The sequence below is a fragment of the Paracraurococcus ruber genome, from assembly GCF_004353985.1.
GTDB lineage: Bacteria > Pseudomonadota > Alphaproteobacteria > Acetobacterales > Acetobacteraceae > Paracraurococcus > Paracraurococcus ruber.
The window spans coordinates 69,185-90,981 of sequence record NZ_SMOA01000003.1; the positions used below are offsets into that span (position 1 = coordinate 69,185).

Annotated in this window: 16 protein-coding genes and 1 tRNA gene; 11 read left to right on the forward strand and 6 right to left on the reverse strand. The window is 71.3% G+C overall.

The annotated features are described in order from the left end of the window. Positions 1-19: 19 nt before the first annotated feature. The gene (locus tag E2C05_RS01815; RefSeq protein WP_133217888.1) at positions 20-937 is read left to right on the forward strand and encodes an NAD(P)-dependent oxidoreductase; all 918 of its coding nucleotides are present in this window, start codon (positions 20-22) and stop codon (positions 935-937) included. Positions 938-1,188: 251 nt separating this feature from the next. Next, a tRNA-Leu gene (locus tag E2C05_RS01820) sits at positions 1,189-1,274 on the forward strand. Between the two features lie 95 nt (positions 1,275-1,369). On the opposite strand, the gene E2C05_RS35075 is transcribed toward E2C05_RS01820, so the two are convergent. The 5 genes from E2C05_RS35075 to E2C05_RS01845 form a co-directional block, all read right to left on the reverse strand. Beyond that, positions 1,370-2,146, reverse strand: coding sequence for a WecB/TagA/CpsF family glycosyltransferase (locus E2C05_RS35075; protein WP_133217889.1), 777 nt, complete (start codon positions 2,144-2,146; stop codon positions 1,370-1,372). 12 nt (positions 2,147-2,158) lie between these two features. Continuing rightward, positions 2,159-3,265 carry a hypothetical protein gene (locus E2C05_RS01830; RefSeq protein WP_133217890.1) on the reverse strand — a complete coding sequence of 369 codons (1,107 nt, stop codon included), beginning with the start codon at positions 3,263-3,265 and terminating at the stop codon, positions 2,159-2,161. After that, positions 3,262-4,506: a non-hydrolyzing UDP-N-acetylglucosamine 2-epimerase gene (gene wecB / locus E2C05_RS01835; RefSeq protein ID WP_240046511.1), complete on the reverse strand. Its 1,245-nt coding sequence runs from the start codon at positions 4,504-4,506 to the stop codon at positions 3,262-3,264. Before wecB ends, E2C05_RS01830 begins: the two co-directional genes overlap by 4 nt. Positions 4,507-4,809: 303 nt before the next feature. Then, complete coding sequence (locus tag E2C05_RS01840) at positions 4,810-6,738, reverse strand: PHA/PHB synthase family protein (RefSeq protein ID WP_133217892.1); 1,929 nt, start codon at positions 6,736-6,738, stop codon at positions 4,810-4,812. Between the two features lie 145 nt (positions 6,739-6,883). Then, on the reverse strand, positions 6,884-7,246 hold the full coding sequence (locus E2C05_RS01845; RefSeq protein ID WP_158291885.1) for an HPF/RaiA family ribosome-associated protein: 363 nt from the start codon (positions 7,244-7,246) through the stop codon (positions 6,884-6,886). An 85-nt stretch (positions 7,247-7,331) separates the two neighbouring features. Here E2C05_RS01845 and E2C05_RS01850 point away from each other — a divergent pair, with 85 nt between their 5' ends. The 3 genes from E2C05_RS01850 to E2C05_RS01860 all read left to right on the forward strand — a co-directional run bounded on the left by E2C05_RS01850 (position 7,332) and on the right by E2C05_RS01860 (position 11,008). After that, the gene (locus E2C05_RS01850) at positions 7,332-7,901 is read left to right on the forward strand and encodes an NUDIX domain-containing protein (protein ID WP_133217894.1); all 570 of its coding nucleotides are present in this window, start codon (positions 7,332-7,334) and stop codon (positions 7,899-7,901) included. Positions 7,902-8,300: 399 nt separating this feature from the next. Beyond that, positions 8,301-9,470 (forward strand): DUF917 domain-containing protein, encoded by a 1,170-nt coding sequence (locus tag E2C05_RS01855; protein WP_205082678.1) that lies wholly within the window; start codon positions 8,301-8,303, stop codon positions 9,468-9,470. Beyond that, positions 9,467-11,008 carry a hydantoinase/oxoprolinase N-terminal domain-containing protein gene (locus E2C05_RS01860; protein ID WP_133217896.1) on the forward strand — a complete coding sequence of 514 codons (1,542 nt, stop codon included), beginning with the start codon at positions 9,467-9,469 and terminating at the stop codon, positions 11,006-11,008. Before E2C05_RS01855 ends, E2C05_RS01860 begins: the two co-directional genes overlap by 4 nt. Positions 11,009-11,194: 186 nt before the next feature. On the opposite strand, the gene E2C05_RS01865 is transcribed toward E2C05_RS01860, so the two are convergent. Further along, positions 11,195-12,526 carry an MFS transporter gene (locus tag E2C05_RS01865; protein ID WP_133217897.1) on the reverse strand — a complete coding sequence of 444 codons (1,332 nt, stop codon included), beginning with the start codon at positions 12,524-12,526 and terminating at the stop codon, positions 11,195-11,197. 182 nt (positions 12,527-12,708) lie between these two features. On the opposite strand from E2C05_RS01865, the gene E2C05_RS01870 reads away from it, so the two are divergent. The 6 genes from E2C05_RS01870 (at position 12,709) to E2C05_RS01895 (ending at position 21,771) form a co-directional block, all read left to right on the forward strand. Beyond that, positions 12,709-14,781 carry a hydantoinase/oxoprolinase family protein gene (locus E2C05_RS01870; protein ID WP_158291886.1) on the forward strand — a complete coding sequence of 691 codons (2,073 nt, stop codon included), beginning with the start codon at positions 12,709-12,711 and terminating at the stop codon, positions 14,779-14,781. Between the two features lie 3 nt (positions 14,782-14,784). Then, the gene (locus tag E2C05_RS01875) at positions 14,785-16,482 is read left to right on the forward strand and encodes a hydantoinase B/oxoprolinase family protein (RefSeq protein WP_133217899.1); all 1,698 of its coding nucleotides are present in this window, start codon (positions 14,785-14,787) and stop codon (positions 16,480-16,482) included. A 117-nt stretch (positions 16,483-16,599) separates the two neighbouring features. Further along, a complete protein-coding gene (locus tag E2C05_RS01880) occupies positions 16,600-18,213 on the forward strand; it encodes an ABC transporter substrate-binding protein (protein WP_133217900.1) in 1,614 nt (537 codons plus the stop codon). Beyond that, positions 18,213-19,244 carry an ABC transporter permease gene (locus E2C05_RS01885; RefSeq protein ID WP_133217901.1) on the forward strand — a complete coding sequence of 344 codons (1,032 nt, stop codon included), beginning with the start codon at positions 18,213-18,215 and terminating at the stop codon, positions 19,242-19,244. The genes E2C05_RS01880 and E2C05_RS01885 overlap by 1 nt, the downstream gene beginning before the upstream one ends. Then, on the forward strand, positions 19,241-20,086 hold the full coding sequence (locus E2C05_RS01890; protein ID WP_133217902.1) for an ABC transporter permease: 846 nt from the start codon (positions 19,241-19,243) through the stop codon (positions 20,084-20,086). The genes E2C05_RS01885 and E2C05_RS01890 overlap by 4 nt, the downstream gene beginning before the upstream one ends. Then, the gene (locus E2C05_RS01895; protein WP_133217903.1) at positions 20,083-21,771 is read left to right on the forward strand and encodes a dipeptide ABC transporter ATP-binding protein; all 1,689 of its coding nucleotides are present in this window, start codon (positions 20,083-20,085) and stop codon (positions 21,769-21,771) included. Before E2C05_RS01890 ends, E2C05_RS01895 begins: the two co-directional genes overlap by 4 nt. Positions 21,772-21,797: the final 26 nt, after the last annotated feature.

Below are 21,797 nucleotides of genomic sequence, written 5' to 3' on the forward strand. Positions count from 1 at the left end.
AGGCCGGGGAGCCAAGCCGATGCGCGCCATCTTCGTCGACGCCAATGACTCGCTGGCCGAGGTGACCGAGCGGCTGCTGCGCCCCGACGACCCGCCGGTGACGATCCACCGCAACCCCGACATCACCCCGCAGGACCTGCCGGCGCTGCTCAAGGGCGTGGAGATCGCGATCGACGACCACACCCAGTTCCCGACCGACATCGTGAAGCGGTGCCCGGACCTGAAGCATGTCGTCTTCCTCGGCACCGGCGCCCGCAGCTACATGAATCCGGAGGAGCTGGAAGCCCTCGGCGTCATGGTCCACATCATCAAGGGCTATGGCGACACGGCGGTGGCCGAGATGGCGTTTTCCCTGTTGTGGGATGCCGCGCGGCAGATCTCGATGATGGATGCGGCGATCCGCGCGGGCGAATGGCCGCGCGTCGTCGGCATGCAGCTTACCGGCAAGACGATTGGCCTGATTGGCCTCGGCGGCATCGGGGCGGAGATGGCGCGGCTCTGCGCCGGAATCGGCATGAAGGTGCTGGGCTGGAACCGCACGCCGAAATCCGTGTCGGGGGTGGAGTCCGTCGACCTCGACCGGCTGCTGGCCGAGAGCGACGTGGTGTCGCTGCACCTGCTGCTGAACGACGAGACGCGCGGCTTCCTGTCGCGCGAGCGCATTGCCCGAATGAAGCAGGGCGCCATCCTGGTGAACACCGCCCGGGGCGCGGTGGTGGACGAGGAGGCGATGTGCGACGCGCTGGAGGGCGGGCAACTCGGCCACGCCGCGCTGGACGTGTATGTCGAGGAGCCGCTGCCGGCCGGCCACCGCCTAAGGCGCATCCGCAACGCCACGCTGGCCTCCCACGCCGCCTTCCGCACGCCGGAGGCGAGCGACAACCTGATCGGCGCCGCGCTGGAGCATTGCCGGCGGATCCTGCGGGAGGGGCGGTAGCCGGCTTCTGGCCATGGCCGAGGCCTGCTAAGGCGGTGTCCGTTCGCCATGGCTCACGGCACCGCCCTGGTCATTTGGCTCTACGAGCATCTTCACCCGATCAGATGATTCCACCTGATCGGGATGTGCCCTGGAGCGGTTGGCGTGCGAGGCTGAACGTCGTACCGCTGTATCGCTTTGGTGTTGGGGCGGATTCGCGCTGCGCGCCGGTCATGGCATTCCGCGACCTGCTCCAACCGGCGGCTCCGTCCGAGGGCGTGGCGGAATGGCAGACGCAGGAGACTTAAAATCTCTCGGGCACCAGCCCATGCGGGTTCGAGTCCCGCCGCCCTCACCATCCCCTGGCCCGGCCGGCACGCAGGCTGGCCAGCCTGAGCATCGGCTGCCCTGCGCCGGACGCGCAGGCCCCGAGCCCCACCGGCCCGCGGTCCGTCAGGCCTGCACCGCCGGCGCCCGCCGCCGGGCCCATTCCTTGGCCACCAGCCAGAGGAAGCGGCTGTTGCCCATGAGGTAGCGCTTCCACAGCCGCCGCGGCTCCAGCGCCAGCCGCCAGGCCCATTCCAGCCCGGCCGCCTGCATCCAGCGCGGCGCCCGCGGCACCAGCCCGGACAGCACGTCGAAGGCGCCGCCGACGCCCATGATGAGCCTCACCCCCAGCGCGTCCCGGTGCCGTTCGCACCAGATGTCCTTGAAGGGCGAGGGCATGGCGACGAACAGCATGTCGGCCCGCGACGCGGCAACCTGCCGCACCAACGCCGCCTCCTCCGCCGGGCCGAAATAGCCGTCCCGCCAGCCCGCGATCTCGAGGCCCGGATAGGCCATCTGGCAATGCGCGACGAAGCGCCCGATCGCCGCCGGCCGGGCGCCGAGCAGGAACACCCGCAGCCCGTCCCGCGCGGCATGGTCCAGCAGCGCCGCCAGCAGGTCGATCCCGGTCACCCGTTGCGGAATGCGCCCGCCCAGCCAGCGCCCCGCCCAGACCAGGGACATGCCGTCCGGCGTCACCAGGTCGGCCGCCTGCGCCGCCGCGTGCAGCGCCGGGTCGTCCTGCATGGCGACGAGATGCGAGGCATTGGCGGTCAGGAGGATGCGCGCCCGCGGAGAATTCCGCGCCGCATCCAGGCACCAGCGCAGCACCGCGTCCTGCGGCAGCGCGTCCACCGGGCAGTCCAGGATGCGGATGGCGGGGGGGCGAAGGGGCGGTGCCATGGTCCGCCCCCGTCAGACGATGTGCCCGGCCGGCGGCGGGCTGCCCTCGATCGCGGAGGCATAGAGCAGCCAGCCCCATTCATAGGGGCGGATCTCCCGGTTCAGCCGGAACAGCGGCCAGTCCGGCTCCGCGGTCGGCTTGGCGAGCAGCGCGCAGGCATGGCGGGCGCGGCGGGCCAGCCGCGTCTCGTCCCGCTCCACGCTGCGCCAGATCACGCCGCTGCCGGGCTCTGCCATGTCCAGCCCGAGCTCGTTCGCCTGCAGCCAGGCGCGGCTGGCGGTGGCGGCCGCCGTATGGCTGCGCCCGCCCGCCACCGCCAGCGCCCGCAGCGCCATGGGACCCATGCTGTGCTGGTGCACCGAATAGACCGGATAGCGTTCGGCCACGGCCCCGGTGACGGCATCATGGTGCCACCACCACTGCCCCAGCGGGCCCTGGCGCTGCACCATCGCCATGGCCAGGCGGTCCGCCAGGTCGCGCCATGCCGCATCGCCCCGGGCGATGGCGGCGAAGGCCAGCGCCTGCAGCGGATAGACCTGGTCGGCAAAATTGGCGATGCGGGCGCGCAGCCGGTGCGCCAGTCTTGCCTCCACCGCGGCGTGGCGGAACACCATCACCGCCGGGTTCAGCCGGCGCGTCAGCTCGGCCAGCGCCGCGTCCGTCGTCGGGCGCAGGCAGGGCAGGTCGGCATGCAGCAGGCCGCTGGCGAGCCAGGCAGTCTCCATGGAGGTCAGCGTCGGCAGGGCGAGCCGCAGCGTCGATGGCTCGAACCCCGCCTCCGCCAGCAGCGCCAGCGGGCCGCCGGCGCGCAGCGCGCTGCCGGCCCAGAGGACGAGGCCGAAGCCGCCGGGATAGGCTTCCTGCCGCACCCGCACCGCAAGCTGGCGGCAGAGCCCCGCCGCATCGGGCACCACGGCATCGGCCGGGATGCCGGCCCGCGACAGGCCGATCAGGCAGATGGCGGAGCTGGTCAGGCTCTCGGTGCCCTGGGTCGCCGCCCAGGCGCCGTCGCGGATCTGCCGCCCGAAGCGGCCGGTGCGCGGATCGACGCAGTCCCGCAGCCGGGCGATGCAGAGGTCCTGCAGATGGTCGAACCGCGTGGCCAGCGTCTGGCTCATGGGGCGGTGGCTCCTCGGGCGAAGGCAGCGGGGGGAAGGGAAGGCTGCGCGGCAGGCGATGCCGCGGTCTCGGCGGCGGGCTGGGGGACGGATCCGTGGAAAGGCGGGGCGGCACGGTCCCGCCGGGGCCTCGGGCGGGGCCGCACCGCGGCCGCGACCAGGGCGGCGATTCGGTCGGCGGCCCGGCCATCGCCATAGGGGGAGACGCCTCGCGCCATGGCGGCATGGTCGGCGGGGGAGACGAGTAGCCGCGTCGCTTCGGCCAGGATGCGGTCCGGGTCGGTGCCGACCAGCCGGGCAACGCCGAGCGCGACGGCCTCCGGCCGCTCGGTCACCTCCCGCAGGACCAGCACCGGCTTGCCGAGCGCCGGCGCTTCCTCCTGCAGCCCGCCGCTGTCGGTCAGCACCAGCGTGCAGGCCTGCAGCGCCGCCACCAGTTCGGGGTAGCGCAGCGGGCCCGCCAGGGTGACCTGCGGATGGCCGCCGAGCAGCGCATGCGCGCGGTCCCGCACCTGCGGGTTGGGATGCACGGGGTAGAGCACGTGCAGGTCGGGCACCGCCTCGCACAGCCGGCGGACGGCCTGCAGCACCCGCTCCGCCGGGGCGCCGAAGCTTTCCCGCCGGTGCAGCGTCAGCAGCGCCAGCCGGCCGTTGCGCGGCAGGCCGGGCGGCAGCGGCGGCCGGCTGCGGGCCACCGCGAGCAGCGCGTCGATCACCGTGTTGCCGGTGACATGGATGCTGTCCGGCGCCACGCCCTCCCGCAACAGGGCGAGGCGCGCGCCTTCGGTCGGGGCGAAGTTCAGCGTCGCGGCACGGCCGGCGACGATGCGGTTGAACTCCTCGGGGAAGGGCTGCCCCAGATCGCCGGTGCGCAGCCCCGCCTCGACATGGCCGAAGGGGATGCGGCGGTGGAAGCAGGCGATGGCGGCGGCCATGACGGTGGTGGTGTCGCCCTGCGCCAGCACCATGGCGGGGCGGGCCGTCGCCAGCACCGGGTCGATCCCGTCGAGGATGCGGGCGGCGAGGCCGGACAGCCCCTGGTCCGGCCGCATGAGATCGAGGTCGAGGTCGCCACGCAGGCCGAAATCGGCGAGCGCATCATGCAGCAGGTCGCGGTGCTGGCCGGTCAGCAGGAGGCGGACCGTGAGGTTGCGGCGGCGGCGAAGGGCCCGGACCACCGGCGCCATCTTGATGGCTTCCGGGCGCGTGCCGACAACGCAGAAGACCGTGGACGTCGCCACGCGCGTCTCCCTTGTGCCTTGGGGGATGAACCGATGGGGGAATGTCGCTTCTGGCGCGGGGCCGTGGCGGCACCGCATGCCGCACCGCGTTACTGCGGTTCGGGATGTATTCGCCGGGTCAGCGACCCGTTGTTCCGAGTCATGACAGGCCGTTCACCTCCGTTTCGATGTGGAAGTTACACGGCGTCACTGAATGCGAATCGTAACCAGCGCGTGTGGCGCAAGGGCCACACGCGCACGTGAATTATTCTCGGGCAATCGCCTGCAACCGATGCGGCCCGGGCGCTGCGCGCCCGAGAGAGCTTACTTTTCCAGCACGTAGGTGCCGGGTGCGTCGGCCAGCGGCGGATGCGCGGCGCTGCCGACCGAGGGGGGCTGAACCCGCTTGCCGGCTCGCTCGGCCAGCCAGGACGACCAGTCCTGCCACCAGCTGCCGTCATGCTTGGTCGCGCCGCGGCGCCAGTCCGCCGCGGTCTTCGCCCCGGGCGTGTCGTTGATCCAGTAGCTGCCCTTGCCGCCCGGCGGGTTGATGATGCCGGCGATATGGCCGGAGGAGCCGAGGATGTAGCGCACCGTGCCGCCGGCGAGGCGCGAGATCTGCCAGGCGGCATCCCAGGGCACGATATGGTCCTTCTCCGCGCCCACCGCATAGACATCCTGCCGGATGCGGCCGAGGTCGAGGGCGCGGCCCTTCAGGTTGACGCGCCCCGGCACCATCAGGTTGTTCTCGACATAGGTGTTGCGCAGGTACCAGGCATGGGCGGCGCGACACATGCGTGTGCCGTCGCTGTTCCAGTAGAGCAGGTCGAAGGCCGGCGGCTTCTCCCCCAGCAGGTAGTTGTTGACCACATTCGCCCAGATCAGGTCGTTGGACCGCAGCAGGTTGAACATGTTCGACATCTCGCGGCTGTCGAGATAGCCGCGCTGCATCATCTGCGCCTCGATCGCGTCGATCGCGCCTTCGCCGAGGAACACGGCCGTGTCGCCGACGCGGGAGAAATCCTGCAGCGACACCATGAAGGTCACGGCGTTGAACCGCTCGTCGCCCTCGGCCGCCAGCCAGGCCAGCACCATGGCGAGGAGGGTGCCGCCAATGCAGTAGCCCATGACGTTCAGCGTCTTGCTGCCGGTGATCTCGCGCACCACGTCGCTGGGTTCCAGCACGCCGAGATCCATGTAGTCCTCGATGGTCGTCTCCTCCATCGAGGCATCCGGGTTCTTCCAAGACACGACGAAGACGGTGAAGCCCTGCTTCACCAGGAAGCCGATCAGGCTGTTCTTCGGCTGCATGTCGAGGATGTAGAACTTGTTGATCCAGGGCGGCAGGACCAGGATCGGCACGGCATGCACCGTCTCGGTCTGCGGGCTGTACTGGATCAGTTCGACCAGCTTGTTGCGGTGGACCACCTTGCCAGGGGTCAGCGCCAAGTTGCGGCCGGGGGCGAAGGCCTTCTCGTCCACCATGGACAGGCGGCCGGCCTGCAGGTCCTCCATCAGGTTGCGCGCGCCATTGGCCAGGCTGGCGCCGCCGGTCTCCATCGCCCGCTTCAGCGCCACCGGGTTGCTGGCCAGCATCAGCGTCGGGCTCATCGCATCGACGAATTGCCGCAGGTGGAAGTCGATGCGTTGCCGCTCCGCCGCGTCCAGCCCCGGCGCCTCATGCCCCTGCTTCAGCAGCCAGTCGGAGGCCAGCAGATAGGCTTCCTTCATCGTGCGGAAGACGGGGTTGGCGTGCCATTCCGGCGCGGCGAAGCGCTTGTCGGCGGCGGGCTTCGCCGCTTCCGCCGCGCCGTCGCCCAGCCAGCGCTTCCCCGCTTCCCCCCAGGCATCCAGCGCCGCGCGCCAGACATTGGCGCCGAGCTGCGTGGCGGAGGCGAGGGTGGCGGCGGGGTCGGCCAGCGACTGCATCCAGACGATGCGGAGCGACCGCGCCACCTCGCCCCAATCGACCGGGATCACGTCCTTCAGCGGGTTGGCGTTCCACATGGAATCCACCGCCTTCAGCAGCGGGTCGCGGTCGACCAGCGCCTTGGCCTGGCGGAGCATCTCGGCCACCGCCGCGTCGCTCATCATGGTCGCGCCCGGCGCCACGGCCGGCATGGCCGCGGTCCAGGAGGCGAGGGAGGCCAGCATCGCCTCCGCCCCCGGCATCGCCTGGGCTAGCCCGGGGGGCATTCCCGGCATTCCGGCGAAGCCCTTCGGCCCGTCCCGCCCGCCCGTCTGGTCGGCCATCCTAGCGCTCCTCGCCCTGTGCCTGGCATCGCCGGCCCGACCGCCCAGGCACTGCCGCGAAGGGCGCCCGGCGGCCCGGAACGGGCGGACCCGCAGCAATCATACGCGGTTCGGCGCCGCGGGCAGCCCCGCCGTCGCGCCGCCCCTACAACACGCCGTCGCGCGTGGGATTTGTGGGCTTGTCCTCCCGCAGTTCCCGCTTGCGGCGGCGCAGCTGCTTGGAAACCCGTTCCAATGCCAGGGCGAAGGCGCCCGGCGCGGCGGCATGTTCCGCCTCCCCGTCGAAATACAGGTCGCGGCCGCTATGCACCCGAATGGCGCAGCCGAAGCCGCCATTGCCGATGCGGGAGAAGGTGCAGGTCACGTCCTGCGCCCCGCCGAAGTATTTCTGCGAAAGCGCCTGCAGCTGCTCGGTCGCATGGCCGCGCAGCGCGTCCCCCACATCCACCTGGTGGCCGGAGACGATGACGTTGGGGGCGGCGTCGTCCCCCGTCTGGCGTGGCTCCATGCGGTTCCTCCCTCCCGTTGATGGCGCAGCAAGGCGAACGCGGGCATGACGGCACCGTTGCAACCGGGGCGCGCGGAGGGCCGGCATGGCGGCAGTGGAGATCGAGGCGGTGGAAACCCTGTCGGAGGGCTGGCGGCCGCTGCGCCGCTACCGCCTGCGGCAGCGGCGCCGGGACGGCAGCAGCCAAAGCCTGCAGCGGGAGGTCTATGCGCTGGGCCATGCCACGGCGGTGGTGCCGCATGACCCGCGCCGCGACACGGTGCTCCTGGTGCGTCAGTTCCGCCTGCCCGCCCTGCTGGAAGGCGACGGGCCGCGCCTGCTGGAAGCCTGCGCCGGAATGGTCGACCCGGGCGAGACGCCGGAGCAGACCATCCGGAAGGAAGCGCGCCAGGAACTCGGCCTTGAACTGGCCGCGGTGCAGGAGGTGATGGCGGCCTATTCCAGCCCTGGCGTGGTGCAGGAGGTGGTGCATCTCTTCGCCGCCGACTACGACCCGGCCGACCGCACCGGCACGGGCGGCGGCCTGGCGGAGGAGGGCGAGGAGATCGAGGTGGTGGAACTGCCGCTGGCCGAGGCCTGGGCCCTGGTCGGCCGGCGCGAGATCATGGACGCCAAGACCATCCTGCTGCTGCAGCACCTGCTGCTGCGGCGCTGACCACGTGCCGCCGGCACGCAGACATGCTGCGCTGCCGCAGCAAGAACCTGCCCGGCCAGCGCCGCCGGGACGGAGGCGGCAGGTGGCGACACCACGGCAGCGCCGCATCATCCCGCCATCGCCGCGCCAGGCCTTGGCCGGCCGGCCCGGTGCATCCGCAGCCGGGCTGCTGCCCGCGCCCGCAGCGCTGCAGGCGCCCGACCGCCGCCTGCGCCTGTCGGAACGGGTGGCAAGGCCCGGCGCCGCGCGCTCCAGGCCAGGGCTGCGGTTCGTGGGGGCGCCGCGGCCGGCGGCGTCGACGGCCGACCTCGTCCCGCTCGACAGCCCCGCCTGCCCCAACCTGCCGTCGGCCGTCGTTCCGGCGCGCGCGGCGGCCAACCTGCTGCCGGAGGGACCATGATGCGAGACCTCTCCACCGAGGATGTCGAGGCGCTGGCGGTCGGCGCCTGGGTGCTCGGCACCGGCGGCGGCGGGTCGCCCTATCTCGGCCTGCTGACCATGCGGCGGCTCTACCGCGATGGCGCGCGTATCCGGCTGATGCCACCGGAGGACCTAGCGGATGACGACCTGGTCGCCGTCGTGTCCAACATGGGGGCGCCGCTGGTGGGGCAGGAACGGCTGACCGACAGCCGCAACATGGCCCGCGCCGTCACCCTGATGGAGGAATATCTCGGCCGCGAGTTCCGCGCCATCATGTCGGTGGAGATCGGCGGCAACAACGGCATCCAGCCGATGCTTGCGGCGGCGCATCTGAACAAGCCGGTCGTGGATGCGGATGCGATGGGCCGCGCCTATCCGGAAGCGCAGATGACCAGCTTTGCGGTCGGCGGCCTGAAGCCCTGGCCGTTGTCGATGGTGGACCCGCGCGGCGTGGAAGGCATCGTCGCCAGGGTGCCGAGCTGGACATGGATGGAGCGCTTGTCGCGGAAGATGTGCGTGGAGGTCGGCTCCATCGCCTCCACCTGCAAGGCGCCGCGCACGGGACGGGAGGTGAAGGACTGGGGCATCCACCACACCACCACCCAGGCCATCGCGCTGGGCCAGGCGATCCGCCGCGCGCAGCGCGAGCACCGCGACCCCATCCAGGCGATCCTGGACGCCGAGGATGGACGCCTGCTGTTCCGCGGCAAGGTCGCCGACATCGCCCGCCGCACCACCGAAGGCTTCCTGCGCGGCACCGCGGCGCTGGATGGGCTGGAAGACTCGCGCGGCCGTCGCTTCGACCTTGCCTTCCAGAACGAATGGGCCGTTGGCTGGGAGGATGGCGTGCCGCGGGTGATGACGCCGGACCTGATCTGCGTGCTGGACACCGTCTCTGGCGAGGCGATCGGGACGGAGACCCTGCGTTACGGCCAGCGCGTCACGGTCATCGCCCTGCGGGCGCCGAAGATATTCCTGTCCCAACGCGGGCTGGAGCATGTCGGGCCCAGGGCCTTCGGCTACGACCTCGACTTCCATTCGGTGTTCGAGCCGCCCGATGCTCGGAGCGCCGGTGGGGACACAAGCGATGCATCGCTTCGCGGAGACCCCGAGGCGCGCAGGACGCCGGATCGGATGGCCAGCCCATGAGGCGCATCGGCATCGATGTCGGCGGCACCAACACGGATGCCGTGCTGCTGGATGGCGCCCGCGTGGCCTTCGCCACCAAGACGCCGACCACCGCGGATGTGCTCACCGGCGTCCGCACCGCCCTGGGCGCCGTTTCCGCATCTGGGGCAGGCGAGGTGCAGGCGGTGATGATCGGCACCACGCATTTCGTCAACGCCGTGGTGCAGCGGCGGCACCTGGCGCGGGTGGGCGCGCTGCGGCTCGGCCTGCCGGCCGCGGCCAGCCTGCCGCCCTTCTGCGATTGGCCGGAGGATCTGGCGGGCATCGTCCGCGGCCAGGTCCATATGGCCGAAGGCGGGCATGACTATGATGGCCGGCCGATCATGGCGCTGGATGAGCGCGCGGTGGCACAGGCCGCGCGCGCGATGCGGGCTGCGGGAATCGGCTGCGTCGCGGTGTCCTCGATCTTCTCGCCACTCGACCCCTCGATGGAGGACCGGGCGGCGGACATCGTCCGGCAGGAGATCCCGGAGGTCTCCATCACCCTGTCGCACGATCTCGGCCGGATCGGGCTGCTGGAGCGGGAGAATGTCGCGCTGCTGAATGCCTGCCTGACGCCGCTGGCGCGCCATACGGTGCGGGCCTTCGAACAGGCCCTGGCGGCGGCGGGGATCGCGGCGCCGCTGTTCGTCACGCAGAACGACGGCACGGTGATCCGGGCGGAGCTGGCGGCGCGCTTCCCCGTGCTCTCCTTCGCCTCCGGCCCCACCAACTCCATGCGCGGCGCGGCCTTCCTGACCGGCGTGAAGGATGCGCTGGTGGTGGATGTCGGCGGCACCACCAGCGATGTCGGCGCCCTGCGCCACGGCTTCCCGCGGGAGGCGAATGCGGTGGTGCAGGTGGGCGGCGTGCGGACGCTGTTCCGCATGCCGGACCTGCTCTCCTTCGGCCTCGGCGGCGGTTCGCTGGTGACGGAATGGCCGCTGGCGATCGGCCCGGTCAGCGTCGGCTATCGCCTGCCCGACCGCGCGCGCATCTTCGGCGGGCCGGATCTGACCGCGAGCGACATCGCGGTGGCGGCCGGGCGCCTGGCCCTGGGCGATGCCGCGCGGGTGGCCGACCTGCCGTCGACGCTGGTGCAGGATGCGCTGGCCCTGGCCGCGCGGATGCTGGAGGAGGCGGTGGACCGCATGAAGACCGATGCGGCGGAGGTGCCGCTACTGGCCGTGGGTGGCGGCGCCTTCCTGGTGCCGGACCGATTGCCGGGCATTTCGGCCCTGCTGCGCCCCGACCACGCGGCGGTGGCGAATGCAGTGGGCGCGGCCATCGCACAGGTTTCGGGCGAGGTGGATCAGGTGTTCCAGGGCTTGTCGCGGACGGAGGCGCTGGACGAAGCGGGCCGCATCGCCCGCGCCCGCGCGGTGGAGGCCGGCGCCGATCCTCGGACGCTGATGCTGGTGGACCAGGAAGACCTGCCGATCGCCTATCTTCCCGGCGGCGCGCTGCGGGTGCGCGCCCGCGTCATAGGCGACATCGCGTCCGGTACGGTCGCGGGCTGACCCGCCCGCCCCCGGCCCGGCCAAGCCCGGTACAGCGCCCTTCGCGCGGGCAGTAGGTGCCATGCGGACGCAAGGACTGCGGCGGTCAGCAGAGAGCGACGCGCCGTCTCCGGTCGTGCCGGGCGGCCGCCCGGGCATGCCGAGGGCGGCGCCTGGCCACGGCCTGAGGCCGGCTGGCCGCTCCCGCTACTCCGCCGCCGCTGCCCTGGGGCCGGAGGCCGTGCTTTCCAGCCGCGTGTTCACCCGCAGCAGCATCGCGGTGATGCCGCCGACCAGCGCGCAGCCGCCCAGCAGCAGCAGGCCGGCGGTGAAGTTGCCTGTCGCGTCCTTCAGGTAGCCCATCACATAGGGCCCGGCGAAGCCCGAGAGGTTGCCGATGGAGTTGATGGCGGCGATGCCGGCCGCGGCCGAGGTGCCCGTCAGGAAGGCGCTGGGAATCGGCCAGAACAGTGGCGGCATGGCGGAGACGCCGATCTGGCCAAGGCAGAGCAGGCCGAGGATCATCACCGGCGTGTCCACCAGCCCGGCGCCGCCGACACCGATCGCCGCCAGCACCATGGCAAAGCAGACATGTTCCCGCCGCTTCAGCGTGCGGTCTGAATTGCGGCCCAGCAGCACCATGCCGATGGCGCCGAACACGAAGGGCAGCGCCGCCAGCAGCCCGGTCTGGAAATTGGTCGCGCCGAAGCCCTTGACGATGGTGGGCAGGAAGAAGGCGACGCCGTAGCTGGCCGCGTTCAGGCAGAAATAGATGAAGGCGCAGGCCAGCACCCGCGGGTCGCTCATCGCCCGGCCGATGCTGAAATGCTCGGCCGCCTGCTTCTGGCGGTTCTCCTCGTCGATCCGCGTCTGCAGCCAGCGCCGTTCCTCGGGCGTCAGCCAGGTCGCCTGCGCCGGATAGTCGGTCAGGAAGACCACCACGGCGATGGCCATGAGGATGGACGGGATGGCCTCGATGATGAAGAGCCACTGCCAGCCGTCCAGCCCCCAGCCGGTAATGTTCAACAGCGCGCCTGACACGGGGGCCCCGACGATGGAGGAGAAGGGGATGGCCAGCATGAACAGCGCCACCACCCGGGCACGATAGACCGAGGGGAACCACAAGGTCAGGTAGAAGATGATGCCGGGGAAGAAGCCCGCCTCCGCCGCGCCCAGCAGGAAGCGCAGGATGTAGAAGGTCCATTCGTTGGACAGGCCGGTCCATTGGGCGATCGGCTCTACGAAGGCGAAGAGGCCGGAGATCAGGCCCCAGGTGAACATGATCCGGGCGATCCAGAGCCGCGCGCCGAAGCGGTCCAGCGCCAGGTTCGACGGCACCTCGAGCAGGAAGTAGGAGATGAAGAATAGCCCGGCGCCCAGCCCGTAGGCGGCTTCGGACAGCCCCAAGGCGCTGTTCATCTGCAGCTTGGCGAAGCCGACATTCACGCGGTCGAGATAGGCGACGAAATAGCAGACCACGAGGAACGGCATCAGCCGCCACATGACCTTGCGGATCGTGGTTGTTTCGATGTCCTGCATGGCTCCGCCCTCCCTCTGACGCGGCCGGGAGCATGGAAGCGTTGCCGGGGTGGCAAAGGTTCCACCGCGGTTCGCGAGCGGTGGGTCCGGCCGCCTCACCGGCGCTTGACCCCGCAACGGCCGCCAGGAAAGCTGCCTGCCGCACGGCGCCCGGCTTCCGGCCGCGCAGGGGGATCGGAGCCATGGCCTGGCGCATCGGCGTGGATATCGGCGGCACCTTCACGGATGTCGCCATGGTGGAGGAGGCGACGGGCCGCATCGCCGTCGCCAAGGTGCTGACCACGCCGCCGGATTTCGGCCAGGGCGTCCTGGACGGGCTGCGGCAGGGCCTGGCGGAGCAGGGGATCGACGCCGCCGCGGTCACACTGCTGTCGCATGCCACAACGGTCGTGACCAACGCCCTGCTGGAACACAAGGGGGCAACGGCCGCCTTCGTATCGACCCGCGGCTTCCGCGATGTGCTCGAACTGCGCCGCAGCGCCCGCGCCGACCTGTACGACCTGTTCCAGGACGGGCCGAGCGTGCTGATCCCGCGCCGCCGCCGCTTCGAGATCACCGAACGGATCGATGCCCAGGGGCAGGTGGTGACACCCATGGCCGAGGACGAGGTGCCGGCGCTGGTCGATGCCATCCGCGCCTCGGGCGCCGAGACGGTCGGCGTCTCCCTCCTCTTCTCCTTCCTGAACGATGCGCATGAGCGGCGCCTGGGCGACCGGTTGCGGTCGGCGCTGCCGGGGGTGCAGGTCTTCTTGTCGTCGGAGGTATTGCCAGAGATCCGGGAATACGAGCGCGCCAGCACGACGGCCGTCTGCGCCTATGTCGGCCCGCTGCTGGAAGGCTACCTGGCGCGGCTGCAGGCGGCGACCGGCACCCTTGGCCTGCCGCCGCTGCATGTGATGGGCAGCGGCGGCGGCGTGCTGGACGTGGCGGAATGCCTGCGCATGCCCGCCGCCATCGTGGAAAGCGGCCCGGCCGCCGGCGTGGTGGCGGCGGCGCTGGTCGGCGAGCAGCTCGGCCTGCCCAACATCCTGTCCTTCGACATGGGCGGCACCACGGCCAAGGCCAGCGTCATCGCCGATGGCGAGGTGACGGTCACCGCCGAGTACGAGGTGGGCGGCGGCGTCAACGGCAAGCGCTTCATCGCCGGCACCGGCCACCCGATCCGCGTGCCGGTGGTGGACCTGGCGGAAGTCAGCGCCGGCGGCGGCAGCATCGCCTGGGTGGATCCGGGCGGCGCGCTGAAGGTCGGCCCGCACAGCGCCGGCGCCATGCCCGGCCCCGCCGCCTATGGCCGCGGCGGCACCAAGCCGACCGTGACGGATGCCAATATCCTGCTCGGCTATCTTGACAGCGGCGCGCTGCTGGATGGCCGCCTGCGGATCGACCGCGCGGCGGCCGAGCGGGCGGTCGCCGGGCATGTGGCGGGGCCGCTGGGCCTGAGCGTGACGGAAGCCGCGGCGCGCATCATCGAGGTGGTGAACGCCAACATGTGCGACGCGCTGCGCATCGTCTCGATCGAGCGCGGGCACGACCCGCGCGAGTTCAGCCTGATGGCCTTCGGCGGCGCCGGCCCGGTGCATGCCGCCTTCCTGGCGGAGGAGTTGCAGGTGCCGGAGGTGGTGGTGCCGCCGGCGCCCGGCGCCTTCTCCGCCCTCGGCCTGGTTGCCACGGACCTGCGGCGCGACTTCTCCCGCACGCTCTATGCGGCGCTGGACAGCGTGGACCCGGCCCGCGTCGCCGATGCGGTGGCGGCGATGGAGGCGGAGGGACTGGCCATGCTGCGCGCCGCCGGCGTGCCGGAAGCGCGGTGGGCGCTGCTCCGCCAGGCCGATTGCCGGTATGGCCGGCAGGCCTATGAGTTGACCGTGCCCATGCAGGACGGGCCGGTGACAGCCGAGACCTTGCGTGCCCTGTCCGGCGCCTTCCATGCGAAGCACGCCCAGACCTATGGCCATGCGAATGAGAAGGAGCCGGTGCAGATGGTGAATCTCCGCCTCACCGTGCTCGGCCGGCAGCCGCGCCTGGCGCTGGCCCAGGCCAGCCGCCCCGGCGCGGCGCGGGAGGGCGAGCGCACCGCCTGGTTCGGCGGCAGGCCCCACCCGACCCGCATCCTGTGGCGGGACGGGCTGCCGCCCGGCGCCGCCATTGCCGGCCCGGCGGTAATCGAGGCGCTCGACAGCACCACCGTCGTCCCGCCGGGCTGGACCGCCGGCGTGGCCGAGCACGGCATGCTGCGCCTGGCGCGGGGAGCCTGACCCATGCCGCACCCCGCCCTGCACGGCATCGATCCCGCCCGCTTCGAGGTGGTGAAGAACGCCCTCCTCTCCGCCGCCGAGGAGATGAAGATCGTCCTGGCGAAGACCGCCTATTCGCCGCTGCTGAAGGTGGCCGGAGACTATTCCTGCGGCATCTTCAATGCGCGGGGTGAGATGGTGGCGCAGGGCCCGGACCTGCCGATCCATCTCGGCTCCATGCCCGATGCGGTGGGCAGCGTGGCGCGCGCCTTCCCGGATGTGGCCCCGGGCGATGTCTTCATCCACAACGACCCCTATCGCGGCGGGTCCCACCTGCCGGACGTGAACGTGGTGATGCCGGCCTTCCACGAGGGGCGGCTGCTGGGCTTCGGCTGCGTCCGCGCGCACTGGCCCGACATCGGCAGCGCCACGCCCGGCAGCTATGGCGCGGTGACGGAGATCTACGGGGAAGGGCTGCGCCTGCCGCCCGTCCGCCTCTATCGCAACGGCGAACCGGATCCGTCCGTCGAGGCCATCATCCTGGCCAATGTCCGCACGCCGGCGGAGCGGCTGGGCGATATCCGCGCCCAGGTCGCGGCCAATCGTCGCGCGGTGGAGCGCATGCTCGGCCTCGCCCGGAAATACGGCACGGATGAGCTGCTGCGCATCATGGATGCCGTGCTGGACTATTCGGAGGCGATGCTGCGCCAGGCGCTGGCCGCCCTGCCGGATGGCGATGCGGGCTTCGCCGACATCATCGACGGCGACGGCGTGATCGAGCAGGGCGACACGGACGACCGGACCTTCCGCCTGCAGCTGGCGCTGCGCAAGCGCGGCGATACGATCACCGCCGACTTCGCCGGGTCCGACCCCGCGGTGCCCGGGCCGATGAACGCGCCGCTCAGCGTCACCGCCTCCGGCGTCTATGCAGCGCTGAAGATGATCCTGGACCCCGACAGCCTGATCCCGCCCAACAGCGGCTGCTGGCGGCCGGTGACGGTCACGGCGCCGCCGGGCAGCGTGGTGAATGCGCAGGAACCCTCTCCCGTGGTCTATGCCAACCACGAGATGTCGCATCGCGTCTCGGAGATGGTCTTCGCCGCCATGCACGCCATCACGCCGGACCGGGTTCTGGCGGGATCGCAGGGCACCAGCGGCATCACCACTTTCGGCGGGCTGGACTACCGGACCGGCCAGCGCTTCGTCAGCTACGAGAGTACCAAGGGCGGCTTCGGCGCCCGGCCGGTCAAGGATGGCATCAATGCCGTCTCGGCCGTCATCAGCAACATGCTGAACACGCCGGTCGAGGTGCTGGAGATGAGCGCGCCGCTGCGCGTCGAGGAATACGCGCTGGTGCCCGACAGCGGCGGCGCCGGAACCTGGCGCGGCGGGCTTGGCGTGCGACGGTCCTGGCGCGTGCTGGGGCATGAATTGCGCGGCGCCATGTGCTTCGAGCGGGCGGTGACGCCGCCTTTCGGCCAGGCCGGCGGCCTGCCCGGCAGCAATGCGCGGCTCTGGATCGACCTGCCGGATGGCACACGCCGGCCGCTGCCCGGCAAGGGCGCCTTCACCACCCCGCCCGGATCCGTGGTGACGGTGGAGGCGCCGGGGTCCGGCGGCTTCGGCCCGCCCGCCGGGCGCGATCCCCAGGCGCTGCGGGACGACCTGGCGGATGGCTATGTGACGCCGGATGCCGCGGCGCGCGACTACGGCATGCGTTAGGGGGCTTGGTCGCGGCGCCGGCTGCTTGTAGCCTGCGCCGAAGCACAGCGCCCCGGCAAAGGGGCCGGCTCGGGACGGGACGCCATCACGCGCGGGATCAGCGCGAGGGTGGCGAGGATGCGGATCGGACGGCGTGGCGGCCTGAGGGGCCTGGCGGGGGCGGCGGCACTGGCGGCGATGCCGCGGGACGCAGGGGCGCAGACGCGCGCCGAGACCCTGCGACAGGTCACCGGCAACACCATCAACACGCTCGACCTGACCATGCCGGGCGCCACGCGCGAATCCTTCGGCATCGGCATGCAGGTCTATGACCGGCTGGTCGCCTTCGGGAAGAAGCCGGTCCTCGGCGGCTTCAGCTTCGACCACACCAACATCCGCGGCGAGTTGGCCGAGAGCTACACCGTCTCCCCCGACGGCACCCGCTTCACCTTCCGCATCCGCCGCGATTCGAAGTGGCATGACGGCACCCCGGTGACGGCCGAGGACGTGAAGTGGTCGCTCGACCGCCATGTCTCGGCCAACTCCCTGGCAAAGAGCCAGCTGCAGATCAGCAACTGGGTCAGCCCTGACCAGTTCCGCATCCTGGACCCGATGACGGTCGAAGCGGTGCTGGCGAAGCCCGACCGCCGCGGGCTGATGAATCTCTGCGTTCCCTATGTGATCATGATCAACAGCACCCTGGCTAAGAAGCACGCCACGGCGGACGATCCCTGGGCACAGCAATGGATGAAGGAAAATACCGCCGGCGGCGGCGCCTATACGGTGGAAAGCAACCGGCCGGGCGAGCAGCTCATCCTCCGCCGAAACGACGCCTGGAAGAACGGGCCGGAGGGCAAGCTGCCCTTCTTCCGCCGGATCATCGCCCAGACCGTGCCGGAAGCCGCCACCCGCGCCAGCCTGGTGGAGCGCGGGGATGCCGATCTCTCGATCGACCTTCTCGCCAGCGACGTGCCGGCGCTGCAGCAGCGCGGCCGGGTGAAGATCTTCTCCACGCCCATCGCCAACGGCTTCACGCATATCGCCTTCAACACCCGCATGGCGCCCTTCGACAACGTCAAGGTGCGGCAGGCGATCGGCGCCGCCATGCCCTATGAGGACATGTTCCAGGCCTCCATCTTCGGCCGCGGCCGCAAGCTCTATGGCGGAAACTGGAGCGAGCTGCCGCCGGATGCCAGCTTTCCGCGCCCCATGCCGCAGCATACCGATCTGGCGCGCGCGAAGCGCCTGCTGACCGAGGCCGGCTTCGCCGACGGCTTCCGCACCACCTTCAGCTTCAGCGCCGGCCAGGCCGCGGCGATGGAGCCGCTGGCCGCGCTGGTGAAGGAGGCGCTGGCGCGGATCGGCATCCAGGTCGAGCTGCAGAAGATGCCGGACGCGCAGTTCAACACCGCCCAAGCGGAGAAGCGCCTGCCGATGTTCGTCGACGGCGCCACCGCCTGGCTGCCGGAGACCGACTACTATGTCCGGCTCTATTTCACCCGCGACCAGCGCTGGAATTTCAGCAACTACAACAACCCGGAGATCAATGCGCTGACCGAGGCCGCGCAGTTCGAGCTGGATCCGGTGAAGTACGAGGCGATGTGCCGGCGCATGGTCGGCATCCTGGCGCAGGAGATGCCGGAGCTCTTCCTCTGGCAGCCGAATTTCGAGGCGGTGATGGCCCGCAACCTGGAAGGCTTCACCTACCAGTACTACCGGCAGATCGACTTCCGCGACCTGAGCCGCGCCTGATGCGGGCGCTGCGCAGCGCCGGGCGGCGGGTGGGGGGGCGGCTTCTCGCCTCCCTGCCCGCACTGTTCGGCGTGGTGGTGCTGACCTTCCTGCTGATGCGCGTGCTGCCGGGCGACCCGGCGGTCTTCTTCGCCTCCGGCCCCACCGCGGGGCAGGAGGAGATCGAGGCGCTGCGGAAGGAGCTGGGGCTGGACCAGCCGATCCCGATCCAGCTCGTTCGCTACCTTGGGGATATCGCGCATGGGAATCTCGGCCGGTCGCTGACCACCGGCCAGCCGGTCATGACGGACCTCCGGCGGCGCCTGCCGGCTTCCCTCGAACTGACCTTTTCCGCCCTGGCCCTGGCGCTCTCGCTCGCCCTGCCGCTCGGCATCCTCGCGGCGCTGCGGCCGGGGTCCTTGCTGGACCATGCGGTGCGGCTGGTCTGCACCATGGGCGTCTGCGTGCCGACCTTCGTCTCCGGCCTGCTGCTGGTCTATGTCTTCTACGTCGTGCTCGGCATCGCGCCCGACCCCACCGGCCGCATCGACATCTTTGCGAGTTCCCGGCCCGAGATCACCGGCTTCCTGCTGGTGGATTTCGCCCTGATGGGCGATTGGGAAGGCTGGTGGGCGGCGGCCAGCCAGCTGATCCTGCCGGCCTCCACCATGGCGCTCTTCGTCCTGGCGCCGCTGGCGCGGATGACCCGCGCCTCCATGCTCGCCGTGCTGGGCAGCGACTTCATCCGCACCGCCCGCTCGCTTGGCCTGGCGGAAGGGCGGGTGATCGTCGTCTATGCGCTGCGCAACGCGCTGGTGCCCGTGCTGACCATCACCGGCATCGTCTTCTCCACCATGCTCGGGGCGAATGTGCTGGTCGAGAAGGTCTTCTCCTGGCCCGGCGTCGCCTCCTATGCGCTGGATGCGCTGCTCGCCTCGGACTATGCGCCGGTCCAGGGCTTCGTGCTGCTCATGGCCTCCATCTTCGTGCTGGTGAACCTGACCGTGGACCTGCTCTACGGCCTGGCCGACCCGCGGGCCACGGCGGCATGAGCGCGACGCTGCGCCATGTCGGCTGGGTGTTGCGCGGCAACCCGGTCACGGCGCTGGCGGCAGCCGGCGCCACCGCCCTGGTCCTGCTGGCCGCCTTCGCGCCCTGGATCATGCCCTACGACCCCATCGCATCCAACGTGCCGAAGGCGCTGCAGCCGCCAAGCTGGGACCACTGGGCAGGCACCGACCAGCTTGGGCGGGACATCTTCAGCCGGCTGCTGGCCGCGGCGCGGCTCGACCTCGCCATCGCCGCCTCCGCCGTCAGCCTTTCCTTCGTCGTCGGTGCCGTCATCGGCGCCTGGTGCGGCTATACGGGCGGCGCGGTGGACCGGGCGGTCGGACGCGTCGTGGACGTGCTGATGGCCTTCCCACTCTTCGTCCTCGCCATGGCCATGGTCGCGGCGCTGGGCAACCGGGTGGAGAACATCATCCTGGCCACCGCCATCATCAACCTGCCCTTCTACATCCGCTTCGCGCGCGCCGAGGTGAACATCCGCCGCGACCTGGGCTGGGTGGAAGCAGCGCGCGCCTGCGGCGACAGCCACCTGTCCGTGGTGCTGCGCTTCCTGCTGCCCAATGTGCTGCCGGCCATGGCGGTGCAGATCTCGCTCAACCTCGGCTGGGCCATCCTGAACGCCGCCGGCCTGTCCTTCATCGGCCTCGGCGTCACCGCACCGACGCCGGAATGGGGGATCATGGTGGCGGAAGGGGCGCGTTTCATCACCACCGGGAAGTGGTGGCTGGTGGCCATGCCTGGCTTGGCGCTGATGCTGACCGTGCTGTGCTTCAACCTGCTGGGGGACGGGTTGCGCGACATGCTCGATCCGCGGATGCGGACATGAGCGCGGTGCTGGAGGCGGCGCGCACCGCCACACCCCCGGCGCCCGCGCGGCCGCTGCTGGAGATCGACGACCTGCATGTCGCCTTCGCCACCCGCAACGGCGTGGTGGAGGCGGTGCGGGGCATCTCCCTCTCCCTCGCCGCCGGCGAGACGCTGGGCATCGTGGGGGAGAGCGGCAGCGGCAAGTCGGTCACCGCCTTCGCCATGACACGGCTGCTGGACCGCGCCGGGCGGATCACCCAGGGCAGCATCCGGTTCCGCGGCCGCGACATCACCCGCCTGGGACGGGGCGAGTTACAGGCGCTGCGCGGCAGTGCCATGTCCATGGTGTTCCAGAACCCGCGCACCGCGCTGAACCCCATCCGCACCGTCGGCCGGCAGATCGCCGATGCGCTGCGGGCGCATGCCGACCTGTCCCGCGCTGCGGCGCGGGACCGCGCGCTGGACCTGCTGCGCGCCGTCCGCATCCGTGACCCGGAGCACCGCCTCGACGCCTATCCGCATGAGCTGTCGGGCGGCATGTGCCAGCGCGTGATGATCGCCATGGCGATCGCCTGCGAGCCGGCGCTGCTGATCGCGGACGAGCCGACCACCGGGCTCGACGTCACCACCCAGAAGGCGGTGATGGACCTGCTGGCGGGGCTGGTGGCCGAGCGCGGGCTGGCGATGATCCTGATCACCCATGACCTCGGCCTGGCGGCGCAGTATTGCCGCGCGATCGCGGTGATGGAGGCGGGCAAGGTGGTGGAGCGCGGCCCGCCCGCAGCGCTGTTCGGCGCGCCGGCGCATCCCTATACGCGGCGGCTCGTCGCCGCATCCCCCACGCGCCATTCGACCATCGCCGATCTGGCGCCGCCGGAGGGTGCGCGGCCCACCCCCGCACCAGCGCGACCACGGCCGGCCGGCCCCCTGCTGGAGGTGAAGGGGCTGCTGAAGCGCTACGGTCCACGGGTGACGGCGGTGGACGATGTGTCCTTCGCCATCGCGGCGGGGGAAAGCGTGGGCCTGGTCGGCGAATCCGGGTCGGGCAAGAGCACCATCGCCCGTGTGATCTGCCGGCTGGTCGACGCGACGGCGGGGGAGATCCGCTTCGACGGGCAGGATGTGGGCCGGATGCCGGCCCGCGACTTCCACCGCTCGCCGCTGCGGCGGGACATCCAGATCGTCTTCCAGGACCCGCATGAGAGCCTGAACCCGCGCTTCACCGCCTTCGACTGCATCGCGCATCCGCTGCTGAGGCTGGGCGGCTTCGGCAACACGCCGGCGCTGCGGGCGCGGGTGGCGGAATGCGCCGCCCGCGCCGGCCTGCCGGACGCGCTGCTGTCCCGCTTCCCGCACCAGCTTTCCGGCGGGCAGAAGGCGCGCATCGGCATTGCCCGCGCCATCGCCCTGCGGCCCCGCCTGCTGGTGCTGGACGAGCCGACGGCGGCGCTCGACGTCTCGGTCCAGGCGGTGATCCTGCGGCTGCTGGACGATCTGCGTCGGGAGGAAGGGCTGGCCTTCCTCTTCGTCAGCCACGATCTGAACGTGGTGCGGATGATGTGCGAGCGGACCATCGTCCTGCAGCGCGGCCGGGTGGTGGAGGAAGGGCCCAGCGCGGCGCTTTTCCAGGCCCCGCGGGCGGACTACACGCGCCTGTTGCTGGACGCGATCCCGCATTTCGACCCGGCGGCGCAGGCCGCCTGATACCGGCGCGCAGACGTCCTGAGGTC